Origin of the sequence: Halalkalibacter flavus, from assembly GCF_036663575.1 — a bacterium.
GTDB classification, from domain to species: Bacteria; Bacillota; Bacilli; order Bacillales; family Bacillaceae_D; genus Halalkalibacter; species Halalkalibacter flavus.
This window is the reverse complement of the sequence record NZ_JAWRVK010000017.1, coordinates 26,040-44,146: the sequence shown is the minus strand read 5'-3', so window position 1 is coordinate 44,146 and position 18,107 is coordinate 26,040. Positions and strand designations below refer to the sequence as shown.

Genomic DNA, 18,107 nt, shown 5'->3' with positions numbered 1-18,107 from the left:
AAATTGAAAATTTAGTGTGGTGCAAAGTGGAGGAATGTGGTAACTTAAGGGTAGTAAGTGGGGGGAGTTGGGTTCGCGATGTTTATGGGAGAATATCGCCATAACGTAGATGAGAAAGGTCGCATGATTGTCCCGGCTAAATTTCGGGATAGTTTAGGCTCTTCTTTTATTGTGACCCGAGGTCTAGATCGCTGTTTGTTCGTTTATCCACAGAATGAATGGAGTAAGCTAGAGAACAAGTTGAAAACCCTACCCTTTACGAAAAAAGATGCACGTGCTTTCACTCGTTTTTTCTTTTCTGGTGCAACTGAATGTGAATTGGACAAGCAGGGAAGAGTAAACATAGCTTCACCTCTAAGGGAATATGCCAAGCTTGATAAAGAGTGTGTTGTCATTGGTGTTTCAAACAGAGTGGAAATTTGGAGTAAATCAATTTGGGAAGAATATTTTGCTGAATCAGAAGAATCATTTAGTGAAATTGCTGAAAATATTGTGGATTTTGATTTTTAGTCGTCCGTTTTGGAGGTAGTGGGATGTTTCATCATGTGACAGTTTTAAAACAAGAATCAGTCGATGGTTTAGCTATTAAACCTAATGGAATATATGTCGACTGTACATTAGGTGGTGCGGGACATTCATCTCTTATAGCCGCACAACTAACAGAGGATGGGCATCTTTATGCATTTGATCAAGATGATAAAGCACTTGCTCATGCGAAAGACCAATTACGACCTTATGAGGGGAAAGTGACTTTAATCAGAAGCAACTTTAGACATCTCAAACGTGAGTTAGCTAAGTTTGGAGTTACGAAAGTTGATGGGATATTATTTGATCTAGGTGTTTCTAGTCCACAGCTAGACGAGGCTGAGCGGGGATTTAGTTATCACCAAGATGCTCCTCTTGATATGAGGATGGACCAGACTGCTGAATTAACAGCCTATCATGTTGTCAATGACTGGTCTTTTGAGCGCCTTGTAAAAATTATTTCAAGGTATGGAGAAGAGAAATTTGCTAAGCAAATTGCAAGAAAGATTGAGTCACAGAGAGAAAAGGCAAAGATTGAAACAACAGGTGCACTGGTTGAGATTATAAAGGATGCAATACCTGCACCTGCAAGAAGGACAGGCGGACACCCAGCTAAACGAACATTTCAAGCCATTAGGATTGCAGTTAACGATGAATTAGGGGCTTTTGAAGAAGCGTTAGAGGATGCTATTTCTCTTTTAGCCAAAGGAGGCCGCATTTCAGTTATTACATTTCACTCACTAGAGGATCGATTATGTAAAGAAGTTTTTAAAGAAAAAAGCAAAGGCCCAGATTTACCACCAGGGATGCCTGTTATTCCAGAAGGGTATGAGCCGATTTTGAAGCTAATTACAAGAAAACCGATTGTAGCTTCAACCGAGGAGTTAGAAAATAATAATCGTTCACGTTCTGCAAAGCTACGGGTGGCAGAAAAACGTTAAGGGGGAATGAGATTTGAGTATGGTAGCACGTAAGATTCAAGAGCAACATCAACCACAAATTCAGCCGAAAAAAAGAATCCGTCATGTCCGTAACCCTATCACTATAGGCGAAAAGGCGATCGTCGGGTTAATTGCTTTCGTATCATTTATCGTTCTTGCTTTCATGGTAAATAATTTCGCTTCTCTTTATACAATGAATCAAGAGAATTATCGACTAGAGCAAACCATTAGTCAACAGAAACAAGTAAATGAAGGACTATCTTTACAAGTTGTAGAATTAAGTGCGCCAGATCGTATTTTACATATTGCTTCAGAACAACTAGGAATGTCTTTAGATGATAATAAGGTGAAAGTTGTGCAAAACTAGTTTAGCAAATGGAGGGTAGTGAAAAGGTCAACCTTTTTCCTACCCTCCAGCTATGAGCTGGTTTTTTACTGAATTGGCATAATTTGGGTCGATGTATTTGCCGAACACCTTATGTATAGTAGAAAATGAGGTGAAAAGCTTGGAAATTAAAAGATCTGTCACAAACAAGAGAGCTGTACTATTACTTGGCATTGTATTACTATTATTTGCCATATTACTTGGTCGAATTATTTATATTCAATCAACTCAAGAAATAGACGGACAAAATTTACGAGCTCTTGGAGAAGAGCGTTGGACTAAAACGGAAGTGATCGAAGGTGTTCGTGGTACAATTTTTGATCGCACAGGTAGTCCGGTTGCGCAAGAAGTAAATTCATATACGGTTTATGCTGTTTTAGACCAAAATTATCAAAGTTATGTAGTTGACGCCGAAGAAACGGCAAGCCTTCTTGCTCCACATATAAACATAAATGAACAGGATCTTGCTAGAGCCTTTACTAATGCCCAGTCTCAAGGGAAGTTTCAAATTGAATTAGGAGCAGGCGCAAGGCATTTAACGTATGAGCAAGTAACAAATATTCGCGAATTGGAATTGGACGGAATTTATTTTCGGGAAGAATCTAGACGATACTATCCGAAGCAAACATATGCCTCTCATGTCATTGGTTTTACAGAACGTAATACAGGTGAAGCTCGAATGGGACTAGAGCTTATCTTCGATGAAATTATGAAAGCTGATGACGGATCCATTAGTTATCAAAGAGATCGTAAAGGATTTCCCTTATTAAATCCTAATGAATCGATAACAGCTGCTAAAAATGGGCACGACATTTATTTAACTTTGGATTCAAATATTCAAACAGCGCTTGAACAGGTCATGACTCAAGTCGAGGAACAATACAGTCCTGAAAAAATGATTGCAATTGTTGCAGATCCTAAGACAGGAGAAATACTTGGGATGAGTAACCGACCAAGTTTCAATCCGAATCATTATGAACAAATAACTAATTACTTAAATTACGCTGTATCTGACCGTTATGAACCTGGTTCAACAATGAAGATGTTTACTGTTGCAGCTGCCATTGAAGAAGGGGTATATAACGGTCAGGAACAATATCAATCTGGCACAATTGAAGTAGCTGATCGAAGAATTGGAGATCATAATGAAGCACGTGGTTGGGGCTCGATTTCTTTTGATGAAGGATTTTATCGATCTTCTAATGTTGCTATGGCTAAATTAGTACTTGAAAAGCTAGGCTCGGAGAAGTTGTATGAATACTTGACAAAATTTGGTTTTGATCAAAAAACCGGGATTGATTTACCTAATGAAGCTGATAGTTTATTAGCGAAAAGTGGCAGGGTTGATGCGGCAACAACAGCTTTTGGACAAGGGAGTGCAGTGACACCGATCCAACAAATTCAAGCGGCAACTGCCATTGCAAATGGCGGCAAGATGATGAAACCGTATATTATCGATCGAATTATCGAACCGAATCAGAATACAGTTGTTCAAAAAAATGAGCCTGAAGTGGTTGGCGAACCAATTTCTAAAGAAACAGCCGACCAAGTTAAGGACCTACTCGAAGGGGTAGTAACAAATTCTGCCGGTACAGGGCATCCTTACTATTTAGAAGGCTTTGATGTGATTGGAAAAACAGGAACTGCTCAAATTAACAATCCGAATGCAAGAGGTTATATTCAGGGGCATGGTGAAAATATCTTTTCATTTTTAGGAATGGCACCTAAAGAGGATCCTCGTGTTATTGTTTATGTTGCAGTGGACCGACCTAAAATTGGGTTAGATGAGTCTGGGGCAGCGCCGACTTCAATGATCTTTAATACGATTATGAAACATAGTTTACAATACTTAAATATATCCCCGACAGTAGATGAAATCGTGGAGGAAACAGAGACCGGTTTTAAAACTGAAAATTATGTTGGCCAGTCTACTTCTGCTGTAAAAGAAAGCATAGAAGAGGAAGGGATTGACCTTACTATACTTGGGGATGGCTCGGAAATAGTAGCGCAACAGCCTCTAGCAAATAAAGGAATGTTAGAAGGTGAGCGATTGTTTTTACGTACGGATAGTGAGACGGTTTCGATGCCTGACTTAACAGGGTGGTCGAATCGGGATGTCAGACGTTTTGCTCAAGTGATGGGACTTAATCCTACGTTCTTCGGAAGAGGATATGTCCAAACTCAGAGTATTGAGCCCGGGACACTGATTGAAAAAGGAGAATACATTGTTGTGGAGCTAGCTCCCTACACTGAAAATAGAGAGCCTGTAGAAGAAGAAGTTGAACAGACTGGAGAATAAGAAATAAACTAAGCGACTCGCACTTGTTCTAACCAACCGTGTACAAGCATACGTTTAAAACAAGCCTAGCTATAATGATGATCACAGAAAAAGGTGAATTCTAACTAAGCCTTTTCAAAGTTATAGGCATTTGAAACGAATGTATGCGGGAGGTATTACGGTGCGAGTTTCTAACGTAACAGTAAGAAAACGACTAATCCTTGTATTGTTTTTTGGACTGGCTGTATTCTTTATCATTGCATTAAGACTCGGTTACGTCCAATTTGCACTTGGAGATTGGTTAACAGACCGAGCAGAAGATTCATGGAGTAGAGATGTCCCTTTTGAAGCAAAAAGAGGGGAGATTAGAGATCGGAATGATGTAGTTCTAGCAACAAATGTTAGTGCTCCATCTATTCTGGTTGTCCCTAGGCAAGTGAAAGATCCTGTTGATACAGCTGAGAAACTAGCTTCGGTTTTGAATATGGATCATAAGAAAGCTTATGAATATGTCACAAAAAATGAATCAATTGTTAGGATTAATCCTGAAGGAAGAAAAGTAACGAAAGAGAAAGCAAGTGAGGTAAGGTCATTACGTTTAGCTGGAGTGTATATTGCCGAGGATAGTAAAAGGCATTATCCGTTTGGAAGTTACTTATCTCACGTACTTGGTTTTGCTGGAATTGACAACCAAGGGTTAACAGGGTTGGAGTTATATTATGACGATAACTTAAAAGGAGACAGTGGTTACGTATCGTTCTTTTCCACAGCAAAAGGGAACCGCATGCCTAACTTAGCAGACGAATATACTGCTCCAGTGAATGGACTAGATTTACGTTTGACAATCGATAGTCAAGTACAAACGATTATGGAACGAGAATTGGATATTGCAGAAGCTACTTATAATCCAGATGGTGCTATTGCGATTGCAATGAATCCTAACACAGGAGAAGTGTTAGGGATGAGTAGTAGACCTCATTATAATCCAGAGAACTTCCGTGACGTTCCTCCGGAAATCTATAACCAAAACAAACCTGTTTGGATGCAATATGAGCCGGGTTCAACATTTAAGATTATTACATTGGCAGCAGCTCTAGAAGAAGGAGAAGTAGACTTAGAAAAAGATACATTTAATGATCCTGGTTATATTGAAGTGGCTGGTAGGAATCTCAGATGTTGGAAAAAAGGTGGCCATGGTCATCAAACATTTTTAGAAGTCGTTCAGAATTCATGTAACCCTGGGTTCGTTGTGCTTGGTGAGCGTCTCGGTAAGGATCGTCTGTTTGATTACATTGATGATTTTGGCTTTGGTGAGAAAACTGGTATCGATTTACAAGGGGAAGGGACCGGAATTCTATTTAATAGAGACCGTGTTGGCCCGCTCGAACAAGCCACAACCGCATTTGGTCAAGGGGTAGCGGTGACGCCAATACAACAAGTAGCTGCTGTTTCAGCAGCTATCAACGGTGGCTATTTATATCAACCTTATTTAGCAAAAGAATGGGTTGATCCTCTAACAAATGAAGTAGTTGATCAGCAATCCCCAATTCTTAAGAGAAGAGTAGTCTCTGAAGAAACGTCAAAAGAAGTTCGATATGCATTAGAGCATGTTGTGGCACTTGGGTCTGGTAAAGGAGCATATATTGATGGTTACAGAGTTGGCGGAAAAACGGGAACTGCTCAAAAAGCAAAGGACGGTCGCTATTTAGAAAATAACCACATTGTCTCTTTTATTGGATTTGCTCCTGCAGATGATCCGCAAATTGTCGTATACGTTGCCATTGATAATCCAAAAGATACACTTCAATTTGGGGGGATTGTAGCAGCTCCTATTGTCGGTAACATTATTGGAGATAGTTTGCTTGCGATGGGGGTAGAAAAACGTGATGGTCAAATTGAAAAGGAAATGACGTGGACAGATACTCCTTTAATAGAAGTTCCCGATTTAGTCGGACGTACAATGCGTGAACTTAATGAATCCTATTATGAGTTGAAGGTCGATGCAGATGGAGAAGGAAATTATGTACTTGCTCAATCTCCAGAACCTGGAGTAAAAGTAGAAGAAGGTTCAACAATCCGACTTTATATGGGTGACAAATAAGGACAAAACGTCTAAAATAATTAAAGTGTTTGCACATTGCATAAGGGTGGAAACGATAAAAAGTGAATTGGATGAATTGAGAGGTTTTAAGAATGATGAAACTACAAGAACTCCTTGTACCGCTAAGGTTTCAATACAATAATTGTGATGCTAATCCTGAAGTTACATCACTTGAGATGGATTCTAGAAAAGTGAAGGAAGGTACCGTATTCTTCTGTATCAAAGGATATACAGTTGATGGGCATGACTATGCGGAGCGAGCAGAAAGTCAAGGGGCGGTAGCGATTATCGCTGAACGCCCTCTTTCTGTGTCTGTTCCGGTCATCATTGTTCCTGATACTTTTAGAGCAATGGCAAAGCTAGCTTGTCATTTCTATGATAATCCTACGCAAAAGCTGCAGTTAATTGGTGTAACAGGAACAAATGGTAAGACAACGGTAACTCATTTAATAGAAAAGATAATGCAAGATGCAAAGCGGAAAACAGGTTTAATTGGGACGATGTATACGAAGATAGGATCGAAGCAATATGAAACGAAAAATACGACTCCAGAGTCGCTCCCATTACAAAAGTTATTTAAAGAAATGGTTGACGAAAAAGTGGATGTTTCGTTGATGGAAGTTTCTTCTCACGCTCTACACTTAGGGAGGGTGCGGGGGTGTGACTTTGATGTTGCTGTCTTCACAAATCTGTCCCCAGACCACTTAGATTATCATAAGACGATGGAAGCATATTTGTATGCAAAGGGATTACTTTTTGCCCAATTAGGTAACACATTTTCAAATAAGACAGCTGTTTTGAATGCAGATGATCCAGCTTCGAAAGAAATTGCTCGTTTAACTACAGTAGACATCGTTACATATGGGGTTACAGAAAAAGCCGACTTTACAGCGAGTAATATAAAAATGAGTCCTTCAGGGACAACTTTTGAATTAACGGCTTTTGGGAAAAGAGAACAGATTTCGTTGCAATTAATTGGGATGTTTAGTGTATACAATGCTCTTGCGGCTATCGCGGCTGCTTTTGTTTCAGGCGTCTCGCTTGCTTCAATTAAAGCAAGTTTAGAACATGTAGAGGGAGTAGCTGGCCGCTTCGAAACAGTAGACGAAGGGCAAGATTATACTGTGATTGTAGATTACGCACATACTGCTGATAGTCTAGAAAATGTTTTAAAAACAGTAAAAGAATTTGCTACAAAAAAGATCTTTGCTATTGTTGGTTGTGGTGGAGATCGAGATCGAACGAAACGTCCTGTTATGGCGAAAATTGCTTGTGAACATGCAGATCGAGCGATTTTCACTTCAGACAATCCTCGTTCAGAAGATCCTGAATTTATCCTAAAAGATATGGCTGCAGGGGTGAAAGAGGGCGAGTATGAAGTGATCATTGACCGTGAAAAAGCGATAAAACAAGCAATTAAAGAGGCAAAGAAAGATGACATCATCGTGATTGCAGGGAAAGGACACGAAACGTATCAAATTCTTGGTGATAAAACGATTCACTTTGATGATCGAGAAGTAGCTCGCCAAGCAATCTTAGAAAAGAACTCTTTCTGAATGTTATAGACTAATTGAGATATTTGCTATGAAAAGACATATCATTATCACGTAGATGATAACAATAATTAGAGACTGAAGTCTTTAATAAATGAACTTAAATAATAGAAAAATAATGACAAATGAATAAGGTTATTCGTTTTAAAGAAAGGAGGAATGATCAGTGATGTTAGAGCGTGTATTACTTCTTACCTTACTGGCTTCATTTCTAATTGCTGTCCTCCTATCCCCAATTTTTATTCCTTTTTTAAGAAGGCTTAAATTTGGGCAAAGTATTCGTGAGGAAGGTCCAAAGTCTCATCAAAAGAAAAGTGGTACACCAACAATGGGAGGAATTGTCATTGTCTTGACAGTTCTTGTAACCACAGTTTTTATTTCAACGCGCTTTTTGTCTTTTAGTCAGGAAATTCTTTTATTATTACTAGTAACAGTTGGTTTTGGTGTAGTTGGGTTTTTGGATGATTTTATAAAGGTTGTCCTAAAGCGTAACCTTGGTTTAACATCAAAACAAAAATTAGCCGGTCAATTAATTATCGCTATCCTTTTTTATTTTGGGTTAATTCAAATGGATTTTTCAACGGAAATTCATGTTCCAGCAACAAATTTTTCAATTGATCTTGGTTGGCTGTATTTACCTTTAGTGATTGTTATGTTGGTTGGTGCGTCAAATGCAGTAAACTTAACAGACGGATTAGATGGTTTACTTGCTGGAACAGGAGCAATAGCTTTTGGTGCATTTGCTGTACTTGCATGGCATACAGGCTATATAGATGTGTCAATCTTTAGTGCGGCGATAGTTGGGTCTGTTTTGGGATTTCTCGTATACAATGCGCACCCTGCTAAAGTTTTTATGGGTGATACGGGTTCTTTAGCCCTAGGTGGGGCAATTGCAGCCATTGCAATTATGACAAAAATGGAAATTTTGCTTATCTTAATTGGTGGGGTTTTTGTTATTGAGACGCTTTCGGTTATTATTCAAGTAATCTCCTTTAAAACGAGAGGGAAGCGTGTCTTTAAAATGAGTCCTCTACATCATCATTATGAGCTTTCAGGTTGGTCTGAATGGCGTGTCGTTGTAACGTTTTGGTTTGTTGGAATGGTATTCGCTGTGCTTGGAATCTATTTAGAGGTGTGGTTGTAATGAAGTCAAATGATTTATTTAAAGGGAAGAAAATATTGGTTTTAGGGTTAGCGAAAAGCGGAGAGGCTGCTGCTAGGCTTCTTCATAAACTAGGAGCTGCGGTTGTTGTCAATGATGCCAAACGATATGAGGAGAATCAACAAGCAAAAGAGCTTGAAAAACTTGGAATTAAAGTGGTTTGCGGGCATCATCCACTATCACTTTTAGAGGAAGATCTTGACTTAGTTGTGAAAAATCCAGGAATACCCTACTCAAATCCGATCATCAAAGAGGCTATACATAGGGGGTTGTCTGTAGTTACTGAGATTGAGATTGCTTCATTAATCAGTGAGGCTGAAATCGTTGCAATAACAGGATCAAATGGAAAAACAACAACGACAACATTAATTCATGAAATGCTAAAAACAAGTGAGCGAGAGCCTCTAATTGCTGGAAATATTGGAACTGTTGCGTGCGAAGTGGCTGAAGAGGCAACGAATAGTCAAGTTATTGTTTTGGAAGTTTCCTCATTTCAATTACTTGGAACGGAACAATTTAAGCCAAAAGTGAGCGTCTTCTTAAACTTATTTGATGCCCATCTTGACTACCATGGCACGAAAGATGAATATAGTTTAGCAAAGGCAAAAATTACGGCAAATCAATCAAAAGAGGATTATCTTGTCTATAATATGGATGATCCAATTGTTCGTGAAATTGCAAATAAAAGTAATGCAACGCTTATTCCTTTTTCTGTAAAGCAAAGACTTTCAAAAGGTTTATGTATTCAACAAGATTCTATTTTTTATAATGGTCAATCAATAATCTCATTAGATTCTATTGTATTACCTGGTGCACATAACCTTGAAAATATTTTAGCCGCCATTGGTGCTGCTCTAACAGTTGGAGCTCGTTTGCAGCAAGTTCGGCATGTATTACAAACATTTAGTGGGGTAGAACACCGATTACAATTTGTAACAGACTATAAAGATAGAAGGTTTTACAACGATTCGAAAGCAACAAATATTTTGGCTTCTCAAAAAGCTTTAGAAGCTTTTGAACAACCAATCGTACTTTTAGCTGGTGGTCTAGACCGTGGAAATGACTTTGATGATTTGCTTCCCTCTTTAGGAAACGTTAAAGCACTAATAACATTTGGGGAAACGAAAGACAAACTAGCAAAAACAGCAGAGGAAGCCAACGTAAAGACGATTGTTTATGCTGATGGAATGCAGGAAGCTGTTTTGGCTGCCTTTGAAAAATCAGAGGCAGGTGACGTTATATTGCTTTCACCAGCGTGTGCGAGTTGGGATCAATATAAGACATTTGAAGAAAGAGGAGAAAGGTTTGTTGAGGCAGTGAAAAGCCTTGAAACAACGTTACAATCATAAGGAAAAGGTCAACTCAAAAGTTTGAGTTGGCCTTTTTTCATTATAGCTGGACATGTTTTATGGAACTCATGCATACGTTTAAGTTGAGGGGTTGTACAGGGTAACAAAACTTAAATCGTTTTTAGATGAGGTGTTTAGGAATGCCAAAAACAAGATCAGCACCAGATTATGTCCTAATGTTTACAACAATTATACTTTTAACGATTGGACTAATAATGGTTTATAGTGCAAGTGCTGCGTGGGCAAGTTATAGGTTTGATGATTCGTTTTTCTTTGCAAAACGGCAACTCTTTTTTGCTGGAGTTGGAGTTATCGCCATGTTATTTGTCATGCGGGTTGATTATTGGACGTGGCGTACTTGGTCAAAGGTCATTATCATTACTTGTTTTATTTTGCTTGTCATAGTTCTTATCCCAGGTGTGGGGCTAGTTCGAGGTGGGGCGAGAAGTTGGTTGGGAGTGGGGGCTTTTTCTATTCAACCTTCTGAATTTATGAAAATGGCAATGATCGCTTTTCTAGCAAAGTATTTATCGGAAAACCAGAAGAAAATTGTTTCGTTTAAACAAGGGCTCGTTCCTTCACTATCACTTGTTATGGTTGCATTTGGTATGATTATGTTGCAACCAGATTTAGGGACAGGCGCGGTTATGGTAGGAACTTGCGTAATTATGATATTTGTTGCTGGTGCAAGACTTAGCCATTTTGCTTGGCTTGGTGTAGCTGGACTTGCTGGTTTTGTGGCGTTAATAGCCTCAGCACCATACCGTATTAAGAGAATTACTTCATTTTTAGATCCTTGGTCCGATCCTTTAGGAAGTGGGTTTCAAATTATTCAATCCCTCTATGCAATTGGTCCTGGAGGACTGATGGGAATGGGCCTAGGCGAAAGTAGACAAAAATATTTTTACTTACCAGAACCGCAAACTGATTTTATTTTTGCAATATTAGCAGAAGAACTTGGATTTATAGGTGGGTTCATTGTCTTATTTTTATTTGGTATATTACTATGGCGAGGGATACGAATCGCCTTAGGGGCACCAGATTTATTTGGAAGTTTTTTAGCTGTTGGGATTATCTCGATGGTCGCTATTCAAGTCATGATTAATGTAGGTGTTGTTACAGGGTTAATGCCTGTTACAGGTATTACACTGCCTTTGCTTAGCTATGGGGGTTCGTCATTAACGCTCATGCTCGTATCAATTGGGGTATTACTAAATATAAGTCGGTATGTAAGATAGCTAGTTAACTCAAATAGTTGTGACTCTAGACTATAAGAGGGTCACAACTACAAAGAGTTAGCTTTTTTACCATGATCAGAAAATTACGATTTGAAATCAAAACATTACATAAGTTAAATATTCATGGGAAAGTATGAAAGATAGCGGAAGGCTGAAAAAACTAACAGGTTTCGTGTATAATACAAGTTCTGTTCATGATAAAATGGTATTATTAATGTATTTTTGGGAGGAAGCTAGCTAATGAGAGTAGTTGTAAGTGGTGGAGGTACAGGGGGGCATATTTATCCTGCCTTATCTTTAATTAAAGAGATTAAAAAAAATCATAAAAATGCAGAGATCCTTTACATTGGAACGGAAAAAGGATTAGAAGCCGATATTGTACCTAGAGAGGGGATTCCATTTGAAACGATACATATTACAGGTTTTAAGCGTAAACTCTCATTTGAAAACTTTAAAACGGTCACACGATTTTTGACAGGGGCAAGACGTGCTAAGCAACTAATAAATAAATTTAAACCAGATGTTGTCATTGGGACAGGGGGGTATGTTTGTGGACCTGTCGTATTTGCTGCAGCAAAGTTAAAGATACCTACAGTTATCCATGAACAAAATAGCGTGCCAGGCTTAACGAATAAATTCTTGAGTAAGTATGTCGATCGTGTTGCTATTTGTTTTGAAGAAGCAAAGCAGTTTTTTCCTAAAGAGAAGGTAGTGTTCACTGGTAATCCAAGAGCAACAGATGTGTTGGATATTAATCCTGAAGCTGGAAGAGAATCTTTAAACCTTAATCCTAACAAAAAAACGGTGTTGATAGTAGGGGGAAGCAGGGGAGCTCGACCTATTAACGATGCTTTTCTATCAGTTATAGATGAATGGTCAAAAAAAGATTATCAAGTCGTGTATGTAACAGGAGCAGTTCATTATGACGCGGTAATGGAAAAGGTTAAAGGGTCTAACCACTCAGATAATGTGATTATTAAACCATTTATTCATAATATGCCCGATGTATTAGGGGCTATTGATTTGATTGTTGCTAGAGCTGGTGCGACGACGCTTGCAGAAATTACTGCACTTGGTTTACCAAGCATTTTAATACCAAGTCCGTACGTCACAAATAATCATCAAGAAAAAAATGCTAATGCATTAAAAACTAATGGAGCAGCCATTGTCGTAAAAGAACAAGATATGAATGGGAAAAGATTACAAAAAGATATAGATAATGTGTTAACTGTTACTAAAAAATGGAATGAAATGCATTTAGCTGCAAAAGAACTTGGCGTACCATTAGCTGCAAATAATGTCTATCAACTACTAAAGGAAACGGCACGATAAATAGGTAAGTGCATAAGTTGAAAATAGGTATGTAAGAAATTTTAACTTTTTGTAGCATGAAAAGAGGGAACATAATATGAAGCATTTTATAGAAGCAATTCAAAAAGAGAATATTGGAGTTGTAAAGGAAAGAGAACCTCTTTCAAATCACACAACTTGGAAGATCGGTGGTCCGGCTGATGTGTTGGTTGAACCTGATAGCCTTGAAAGTTTAAAACGGCTAATGGAATTAATTACCATTCATAAAGTTCCCTGGAGAGTTATTGGAAGGGGTTCAAACTTATTAGTGGCTGATGGTGGGATTGAAGGTGTTGTCATAAAGCTCGGCAAAGGAATGGATAATCTTGAAATTGATGGTGAAACAATTAAAGTAGGAGGGGGTTATCCTCTTATTAAGCTTGCTACAATTATAAGTCGTGAAGGGCTCTCGGGCCTAGAGTTTGCTGGTGGCATACCAGGTTCTGTCGGTGGTGCCGTGTTTATGAATGCAGGAGCACACGGGTCAGATATCTCAAACATCTTAAAAGAAGCTCTTATTCTTTTTCCAGATGGAAGACTAGAGTGGGTGAAAGGAAAAGACATGGGTTTTTCTTATAGGACGTCTCGTCTTCAACAGGAAAGTGGGATATGTGTTGAGGCTGTTTTCCAATTAGAAAAAGGAGAAAAAGAGGAGATAGTAAAACATATGCAAGCAAACAAGGATTATCGACGTGAATCTCAACCTTGGAAACATCCTACTTGTGGAAGCGTCTTTCGAAATCCACTCCCTAATTATGCCGGACAACTAATAGAAGAATCTGGCTTAAAAGGGTTTCAAATTGGTGGTGCTCAAATTTCTACTATGCACGCAAATTTTATAGTAAATATTGATGATGCAAAAGCAGAAGATGTAATTAATTTAATAAACCATGTAAAAGAGACGATAAAATCAAAGCATAATATTGAAATTGAGACGGAAGTAGAAATGATTGGACGCCCAAAAGAAAACGAGTAAATTAGATTATTTTCATTAGTAAATATGTTACAATTAAACAAATAAGAGGATTAATTGTCACTACTCCTTTCACAATCCTATAAGGAAAGTGGAAGGAGCCCTTTCTAGGGGATTACTAGGAATAAGGCAAGGAATAAAAGAGAAAAAAGATTTAATTTATGATCGTCGACGTGGGCGGAGGAGAAGGTATGAGCAAGGAGAAGGTAGTTACTATTAATGAACGAATTCCATCGCTGAAAGAGCAGCGGAAGCAGCGTGCTAATCGACGTTTGCTGTTTTTTTTATCTTTCTTTTTCTTACTCTTATTGCTAATGGTCTATTTTCAATCGCCGCTAAGTCATGTTAGAAATATCGTTGTTGAAGGAAATCACTTTGTTTCAGATGAGGAACTGACAAAGCTTGGTCAGATAACAACTGGGACAAGCATGTGGAACCTTGAAAGTGAAGCAGTTATTGAACGAATGACCCAACATGTTGTCATTCGTGATGTACAGATTGAGAGAAAGCTGCCAGGTACAGTGAAAATTACTGTTGAAGAATATTCAAGAATTGGTTATCTTTTCCGAGATGATAAATACTTTCCTATTCTAGAGACGGGACAATATTTAGATGAGTTGCCTCGGCAAAAATTTCCATCTGATGCCCCATTGCTAATCGAATTCTCTCAAGGAGAGCAATTAGCGGAGCTTTCTGCGGAACTGCAAAAAGTTCCGAGTCAGTTAATTGAGAGAATTTCGGAAATCGTATATAAACCAACTGACAACGATCCCCTTTCTATCGTATTATTTATGACTGACGGCATTGAGGTGCATACGTCCATTCGAAATCTTTCGGAGTATTTAGCTCCTTATCCGTCAATCGTTAAGGAACTTGATCGAGAAAAACAAGGGATTCTTCACTTAAGAATGAGTCCATACTTTGAGGAATTTATTACGGAGGAGGAGACAGATAGTGAAGGTGAAGGGTAAACATATTATTCTATCCTTCGTCTTGCTTGTAACTGGATTTATCTTAGCATTAAGTTATGAGATAACGAGCGAAAGGAGTTCGGCACTTTTACCAGGTTTCGAAAGACAATGGGAAATTGAAGATGAACTTAGAAACCAAGTAATTATGGAACAAACGACAAATCGCAAGTTGCAAGAGGATTTGCGATTATATCAGGCTGAAATCAGAGAGCTTGAAAACAATCTTGCTTCATTGGACGAAGAACAAGAAGTAAAAGCAAAGAATTTACTTGAAGATATTGATAGGCTGCGAAAACTAGTCGGCCAAGTACCAGTACAAGGGCCGGGTATTGAAATAGCACTTGAAGATTCTGATTATCTACCTGATGGCGCGAATCCAAATGATTATATTGTCCACGAGTTTCATATTCAACGAGTTGTTCATGAGCTTTTTGTTGCAGGAGCAGAGGCGGTGGCTATAAATGGATTTAGGTTATCGCATCAGTCCTATATTCAATGTACGGGGCCGGTCATTCGAGTGGATGGCAATACGTCGTCAGCTCCTTTTGTGATCACTGCTATTGGCGATTCTGATCATCTAGAGTCAGCTTTAACATTGCCGGGGGGAGTCCAACAGCAGCTTGTAAATGACGAGGTAACAGTAAGAATTCAAAAGAAAAGCACCCTCACACTAGAACCGTATTTGTCTGAAAGAGGGTGAAAAGATGAATAATATAAAGTGGATTTTTACTATAGTAACCTTTATCATCGGATTAATGTTGGCAATTCAATTTCAAACAACGCAAGAGCCCGTTATTCGAGATACAAGAGATATTCGTGAACTCAGGAGAGAATTACTAACAGAACAAGAGCGAAGGCAGCAGTTAAATAGTGAAATTGATAAGGCACAAGCCCTTTTGTTACAGTATGAAAGATCTATGGATAACAGAGAAGAAGATGTCACAGAAGTTCTTTCTCAGCAGATTGAAGATCTGAGAATGGAAGCGGGACTTGAGGAAACACGTGGCGAGGGGATTATTATTACAATTGATTCGCTTTATAACGATCAATTTGTTGGACAAGCAAAGCGATCGCCTCCTTCCGAGGTACTTCGTTATCTCGTAAATGAATTAAACATTTATGGAGCAGAAGAGATTGCAGTCGGGACAGAGCGAATTATTGCTACTTCTGCTTTTCGAGATGTTAATGAAATAACCTATTTAAATAACCGCCGATTACCACCTCTTCCATTGCAGGTGAAAGTTCTTTCAGATAAGTCGGAGAGTCTTCACAATCATATGGTCGTATCAGCTTCGATTGAATACTTGGAGATCAGAGGGTTTTCTTTAACGATTGAGAAAGCCGAAGAAGTGGAAATACCAGCATATGATCAGACAAGACGAGTTCGCTATATGGAAGAAGTAAAGGAGGGGTAATCGATGTGGTTACCGATAGTTGGATTAATTATTGGGGTTTTATTAGGTTTAATGACTGAATTTCGTGTGCCAGCTGAGTATTCAAGCTATTTATCCATAGCATTATTGGCAGCTTTAGATACATTGTTTGGTGGAATTCGAGCTTTTTTACAAAATACTTTTGATTCAAATGTATTTTTGTCAGGTTTTTTCTTTAATATTCTTTTAGCTGCAGGTTTAGCTTTTCTAGGTGTTCATCTTGGTGTAGACTTATACCTAGCAGCGATCTTCGCTTTTGGTGTTCGTCTATTTAATAATATTGCAGTGATACGTCGAATGCTGCTTTCTAAATGGCAGGCAAATCACCAAAAATAACGAAGATAAATAGGAAACTTATGAAAATACGTGATAAAACAGAAAAAAATTAGAAAAACGGCGTTTAATAAAAGGATAATAGTATCGAGTGTTGAATTAGTCTATAATCTATGAATATATGTTAAAATCGCTAATTCTAAAAAGGTATACTTATTGTTAAACTTAAATTGACGCGGTTGATTACACGAGGAGGTGCCATAGATTGAACAACAACGAGATATACGTAAGTTTAGACATCGGTACATCCAATGTCAGAGTGATCATTGGTGAAATGTCAAATGGAACGATGAATATTATTGGAGTTGGCAAAGCAAACTCTGAAGGGATAAAAAAAGGCTCAATTGTTGATATTGATGAAACAGTTCAATCTATACGCAGAGCAGTAGACCAAGCTGAGCGAATGGTCGGACTTTCAATCAAACAAGTTGTAGTTGGAGTTAATGGCAATCATATTCAATTACAACCTTGTCATGGAGTAGTAGCTGTTTCTAGTCCGGATAGAGAAATTGGTGATGAAGATATCACTCGTGTGATAGATGCATCTCAAGTACTCTCGATCCCGCCTGAACGTGAGATTATTGATGTCATACCTAAGCAATTTATTGTAGATGGTCTCGATGAAATTAATGATCCACGTGGTATGATAGGTGTAAGGCTTGAAATGGAAGGTATGATTATTACAGGATCGAAAACGGTTTTACATAATCTGCTTCGCTGTGTTGAACGCGCGGGTCTACAAGTTGCTGAAGTATGTTTACAACCTTTGGCTACAAGTTCTGTTGCTATTTCCAAAGATGAAAAAAGTTTGGGAGTTTGTTTAATTGATATTGGTGGTGGCTCTATTACTATCTCTATTTTTGAACAAGGTACATTGCAAAATACAACCGTACTTCCAATTGGTGGAGATCATATTACAAACGATATTGCCGTTGGTCTTCGCATTTCGTCAGAAGAAGCTGAACGAATCAAAACAAAACATGGACATGCCTATATCGATGAGGCTTCAAAGGAAGAGCGCTTTGATATTACAACGATTGGTCGTTCAGATTCTGAAGAGTTTTCACAATTTGAACTTGCACATATTATTGAACCGAGAGTTGAAGAAATGTTTGAACTAATCTTCCGTGAACTGACTCGTTTAGGTTATCGTGATTTTCCAAGCGGATACGTATTAACTGGCGGTACAGTTATGATGCCTGGTGTATTAGAGTTAGCAAGTGAACTATTACAAGCTAATGTTCGTGTGGCTGTACCAGATTATTTAGGGGTGCGTGAACCTCAATATACAACAGGTGTTGGTCTCATCCAATTTGCATATAAAAATGCAAAGGTTCAAGGAAAAGAAGTAGCTGCTTCCGTGATGGATACTGAAACATATGACGAACCGAAACGAGAACGTAATGAAGCGCAAGCAGCACCAAAGAAAGAGAAGACGAAGTCAAAAGGTAAAATGAAGAACTGGTTTAAAGTTTTTTTTGAATAGATAATGAACGGGATACAGTCTGATTAGGG

Annotated in this window: 16 protein-coding genes; all 16 read left to right on the top strand. The window is 38.4% G+C overall.

Annotation, left to right across the window (positions count from 1 at the left end):
* Positions 1 to 78 precede the first annotated feature (78 nt).
* Positions 79 to 510, top strand: a complete 432-nt coding sequence (mraZ, locus tag SAY88_RS12735) for a division/cell wall cluster transcriptional repressor MraZ (RefSeq protein ID WP_332632202.1) — start codon at positions 79 to 81, stop codon at positions 508 to 510.
* 23 nt (positions 511 to 533) lie between these two features.
* Entirely contained in the window at positions 534 to 1,466 is a 933-nt protein-coding gene (gene rsmH / locus SAY88_RS12730) for a 16S rRNA (cytosine(1402)-N(4))-methyltransferase RsmH (RefSeq protein ID WP_332632201.1), read from the top strand.
* A gap of 19 nt (positions 1,467 to 1,485) precedes the next feature.
* The gene (gene ftsL / locus SAY88_RS12725; protein ID WP_332632268.1) at positions 1,486 to 1,833 is read left to right on the top strand and encodes a cell division protein FtsL; all 348 of its coding nucleotides are present in this window, start codon (positions 1,486 to 1,488) and stop codon (positions 1,831 to 1,833) included.
* A gap of 130 nt (positions 1,834 to 1,963) precedes the next feature.
* On the top strand, positions 1,964 to 4,150 hold the full coding sequence (locus tag SAY88_RS12720; protein WP_332632200.1) for a penicillin-binding protein: 2,187 nt from the start codon (positions 1,964 to 1,966) through the stop codon (positions 4,148 to 4,150).
* 160 nt (positions 4,151 to 4,310) lie between these two features.
* Positions 4,311 to 6,230 carry a stage V sporulation protein D gene (locus SAY88_RS12715; RefSeq protein ID WP_332632199.1) on the top strand — a complete coding sequence of 640 codons (1,920 nt, stop codon included), beginning with the start codon at positions 4,311 to 4,313 and terminating at the stop codon, positions 6,228 to 6,230.
* A gap of 95 nt (positions 6,231 to 6,325) precedes the next feature.
* A complete protein-coding gene (locus SAY88_RS12710; RefSeq protein ID WP_431308870.1) occupies positions 6,326 to 7,786 on the top strand; it encodes a UDP-N-acetylmuramoyl-L-alanyl-D-glutamate--2,6-diaminopimelate ligase in 1,461 nt (486 codons plus the stop codon).
* A gap of 166 nt (positions 7,787 to 7,952) precedes the next feature.
* Positions 7,953 to 8,927: a phospho-N-acetylmuramoyl-pentapeptide-transferase gene (gene mraY / locus SAY88_RS12705; protein ID WP_332632267.1), complete on the top strand. Its 975-nt coding sequence runs from the start codon at positions 7,953 to 7,955 to the stop codon at positions 8,925 to 8,927.
* Positions 8,927 to 10,294 carry a UDP-N-acetylmuramoyl-L-alanine--D-glutamate ligase gene (murD, locus tag SAY88_RS12700; RefSeq protein WP_332632197.1) on the top strand — a complete coding sequence of 456 codons (1,368 nt, stop codon included), beginning with the start codon at positions 8,927 to 8,929 and terminating at the stop codon, positions 10,292 to 10,294. The genes mraY and murD overlap by 1 nt, the downstream gene beginning before the upstream one ends.
* A gap of 140 nt (positions 10,295 to 10,434) precedes the next feature.
* Positions 10,435 to 11,532, top strand: coding sequence for a stage V sporulation protein E (gene spoVE / locus SAY88_RS12695; RefSeq protein WP_332632196.1), 1,098 nt, complete (start codon positions 10,435 to 10,437; stop codon positions 11,530 to 11,532).
* A gap of 240 nt (positions 11,533 to 11,772) precedes the next feature.
* Positions 11,773 to 12,864, top strand: a complete 1,092-nt coding sequence (gene murG / locus SAY88_RS12690; protein ID WP_332632195.1) for an undecaprenyldiphospho-muramoylpentapeptide beta-N-acetylglucosaminyltransferase — start codon at positions 11,773 to 11,775, stop codon at positions 12,862 to 12,864.
* 76 nt (positions 12,865 to 12,940) lie between these two features.
* Positions 12,941 to 13,858, top strand: a complete 918-nt coding sequence (murB, locus tag SAY88_RS12685; RefSeq protein WP_332632194.1) for a UDP-N-acetylmuramate dehydrogenase — start codon at positions 12,941 to 12,943, stop codon at positions 13,856 to 13,858.
* Positions 13,859 to 14,046: 188 nt separating this feature from the next.
* Positions 14,047 to 14,826, top strand: a complete 780-nt coding sequence (locus SAY88_RS12680) for a cell division protein FtsQ/DivIB (RefSeq protein WP_332632193.1) — start codon at positions 14,047 to 14,049, stop codon at positions 14,824 to 14,826.
* Positions 14,810 to 15,526 carry a DUF881 domain-containing protein gene (locus SAY88_RS12675; RefSeq protein ID WP_332632192.1) on the top strand — a complete coding sequence of 239 codons (717 nt, stop codon included), beginning with the start codon at positions 14,810 to 14,812 and terminating at the stop codon, positions 15,524 to 15,526. Before SAY88_RS12680 ends, SAY88_RS12675 begins: the two co-directional genes overlap by 17 nt.
* 4 nt (positions 15,527 to 15,530) lie before the next feature.
* Positions 15,531 to 16,241: a DUF881 domain-containing protein gene (locus tag SAY88_RS12670; protein WP_250095293.1), complete on the top strand. Its 711-nt coding sequence runs from the start codon at positions 15,531 to 15,533 to the stop codon at positions 16,239 to 16,241.
* Between the two features lie 3 nt (positions 16,242 to 16,244).
* Entirely contained in the window at positions 16,245 to 16,595 is a 351-nt protein-coding gene (locus tag SAY88_RS12665) for a small basic family protein (RefSeq protein ID WP_250095294.1), read from the top strand.
* A 202-nt stretch (positions 16,596 to 16,797) separates the two neighbouring features.
* Positions 16,798 to 18,078, top strand: a complete 1,281-nt coding sequence (gene ftsA, locus SAY88_RS12660) for a cell division protein FtsA (RefSeq protein WP_332632191.1) — start codon at positions 16,798 to 16,800, stop codon at positions 18,076 to 18,078.
* The last annotated feature ends 29 nt before the right edge of the window (positions 18,079 to 18,107 follow it).

What these genes read in the sequence shown, in the direction of transcription:
- SAY88_RS12680 (WP_332632193.1), top strand. Translation starts at nt 14,047, where the DNA reads ATGAGCAAGGAGAAGGTAGTTACTATTAATGAACGAATTCCATCGCTG.
- mraZ (WP_332632202.1), top strand. Translation starts at nt 79, where the DNA reads ATGTTTATGGGAGAATATCGCCATAACGTAGATGAGAAAGGTCGCATG.
- murG (WP_332632195.1), top strand. Translation starts at nt 11,773, where the DNA reads ATGAGAGTAGTTGTAAGTGGTGGAGGTACAGGGGGGCATATTTATCCT.
- rsmH (WP_332632201.1), top strand. Translation starts at nt 534, where the DNA reads ATGTTTCATCATGTGACAGTTTTAAAACAAGAATCAGTCGATGGTTTA.
- murD (WP_332632197.1), top strand. Translation starts at nt 8,927, where the DNA reads ATGAAGTCAAATGATTTATTTAAAGGGAAGAAAATATTGGTTTTAGGG.
- SAY88_RS12710 (WP_431308870.1), top strand. Translation starts at nt 6,326, where the DNA reads ATGAAACTACAAGAACTCCTTGTACCGCTAAGGTTTCAATACAATAAT.
- mraY (WP_332632267.1), top strand. Translation starts at nt 7,953, where the DNA reads ATGTTAGAGCGTGTATTACTTCTTACCTTACTGGCTTCATTTCTAATT.
- murB (WP_332632194.1), top strand. Translation starts at nt 12,941, where the DNA reads ATGAAGCATTTTATAGAAGCAATTCAAAAAGAGAATATTGGAGTTGTA.
- spoVE (WP_332632196.1), top strand. Translation starts at nt 10,435, where the DNA reads ATGCCAAAAACAAGATCAGCACCAGATTATGTCCTAATGTTTACAACA.
- SAY88_RS12665 (WP_250095294.1), top strand. Translation starts at nt 16,245, where the DNA reads ATGTGGTTACCGATAGTTGGATTAATTATTGGGGTTTTATTAGGTTTA.
- ftsL (WP_332632268.1), top strand. Translation starts at nt 1,486, where the DNA reads ATGGTAGCACGTAAGATTCAAGAGCAACATCAACCACAAATTCAGCCG.
- SAY88_RS12670 (WP_250095293.1), top strand. Translation starts at nt 15,531, where the DNA reads ATGAATAATATAAAGTGGATTTTTACTATAGTAACCTTTATCATCGGA.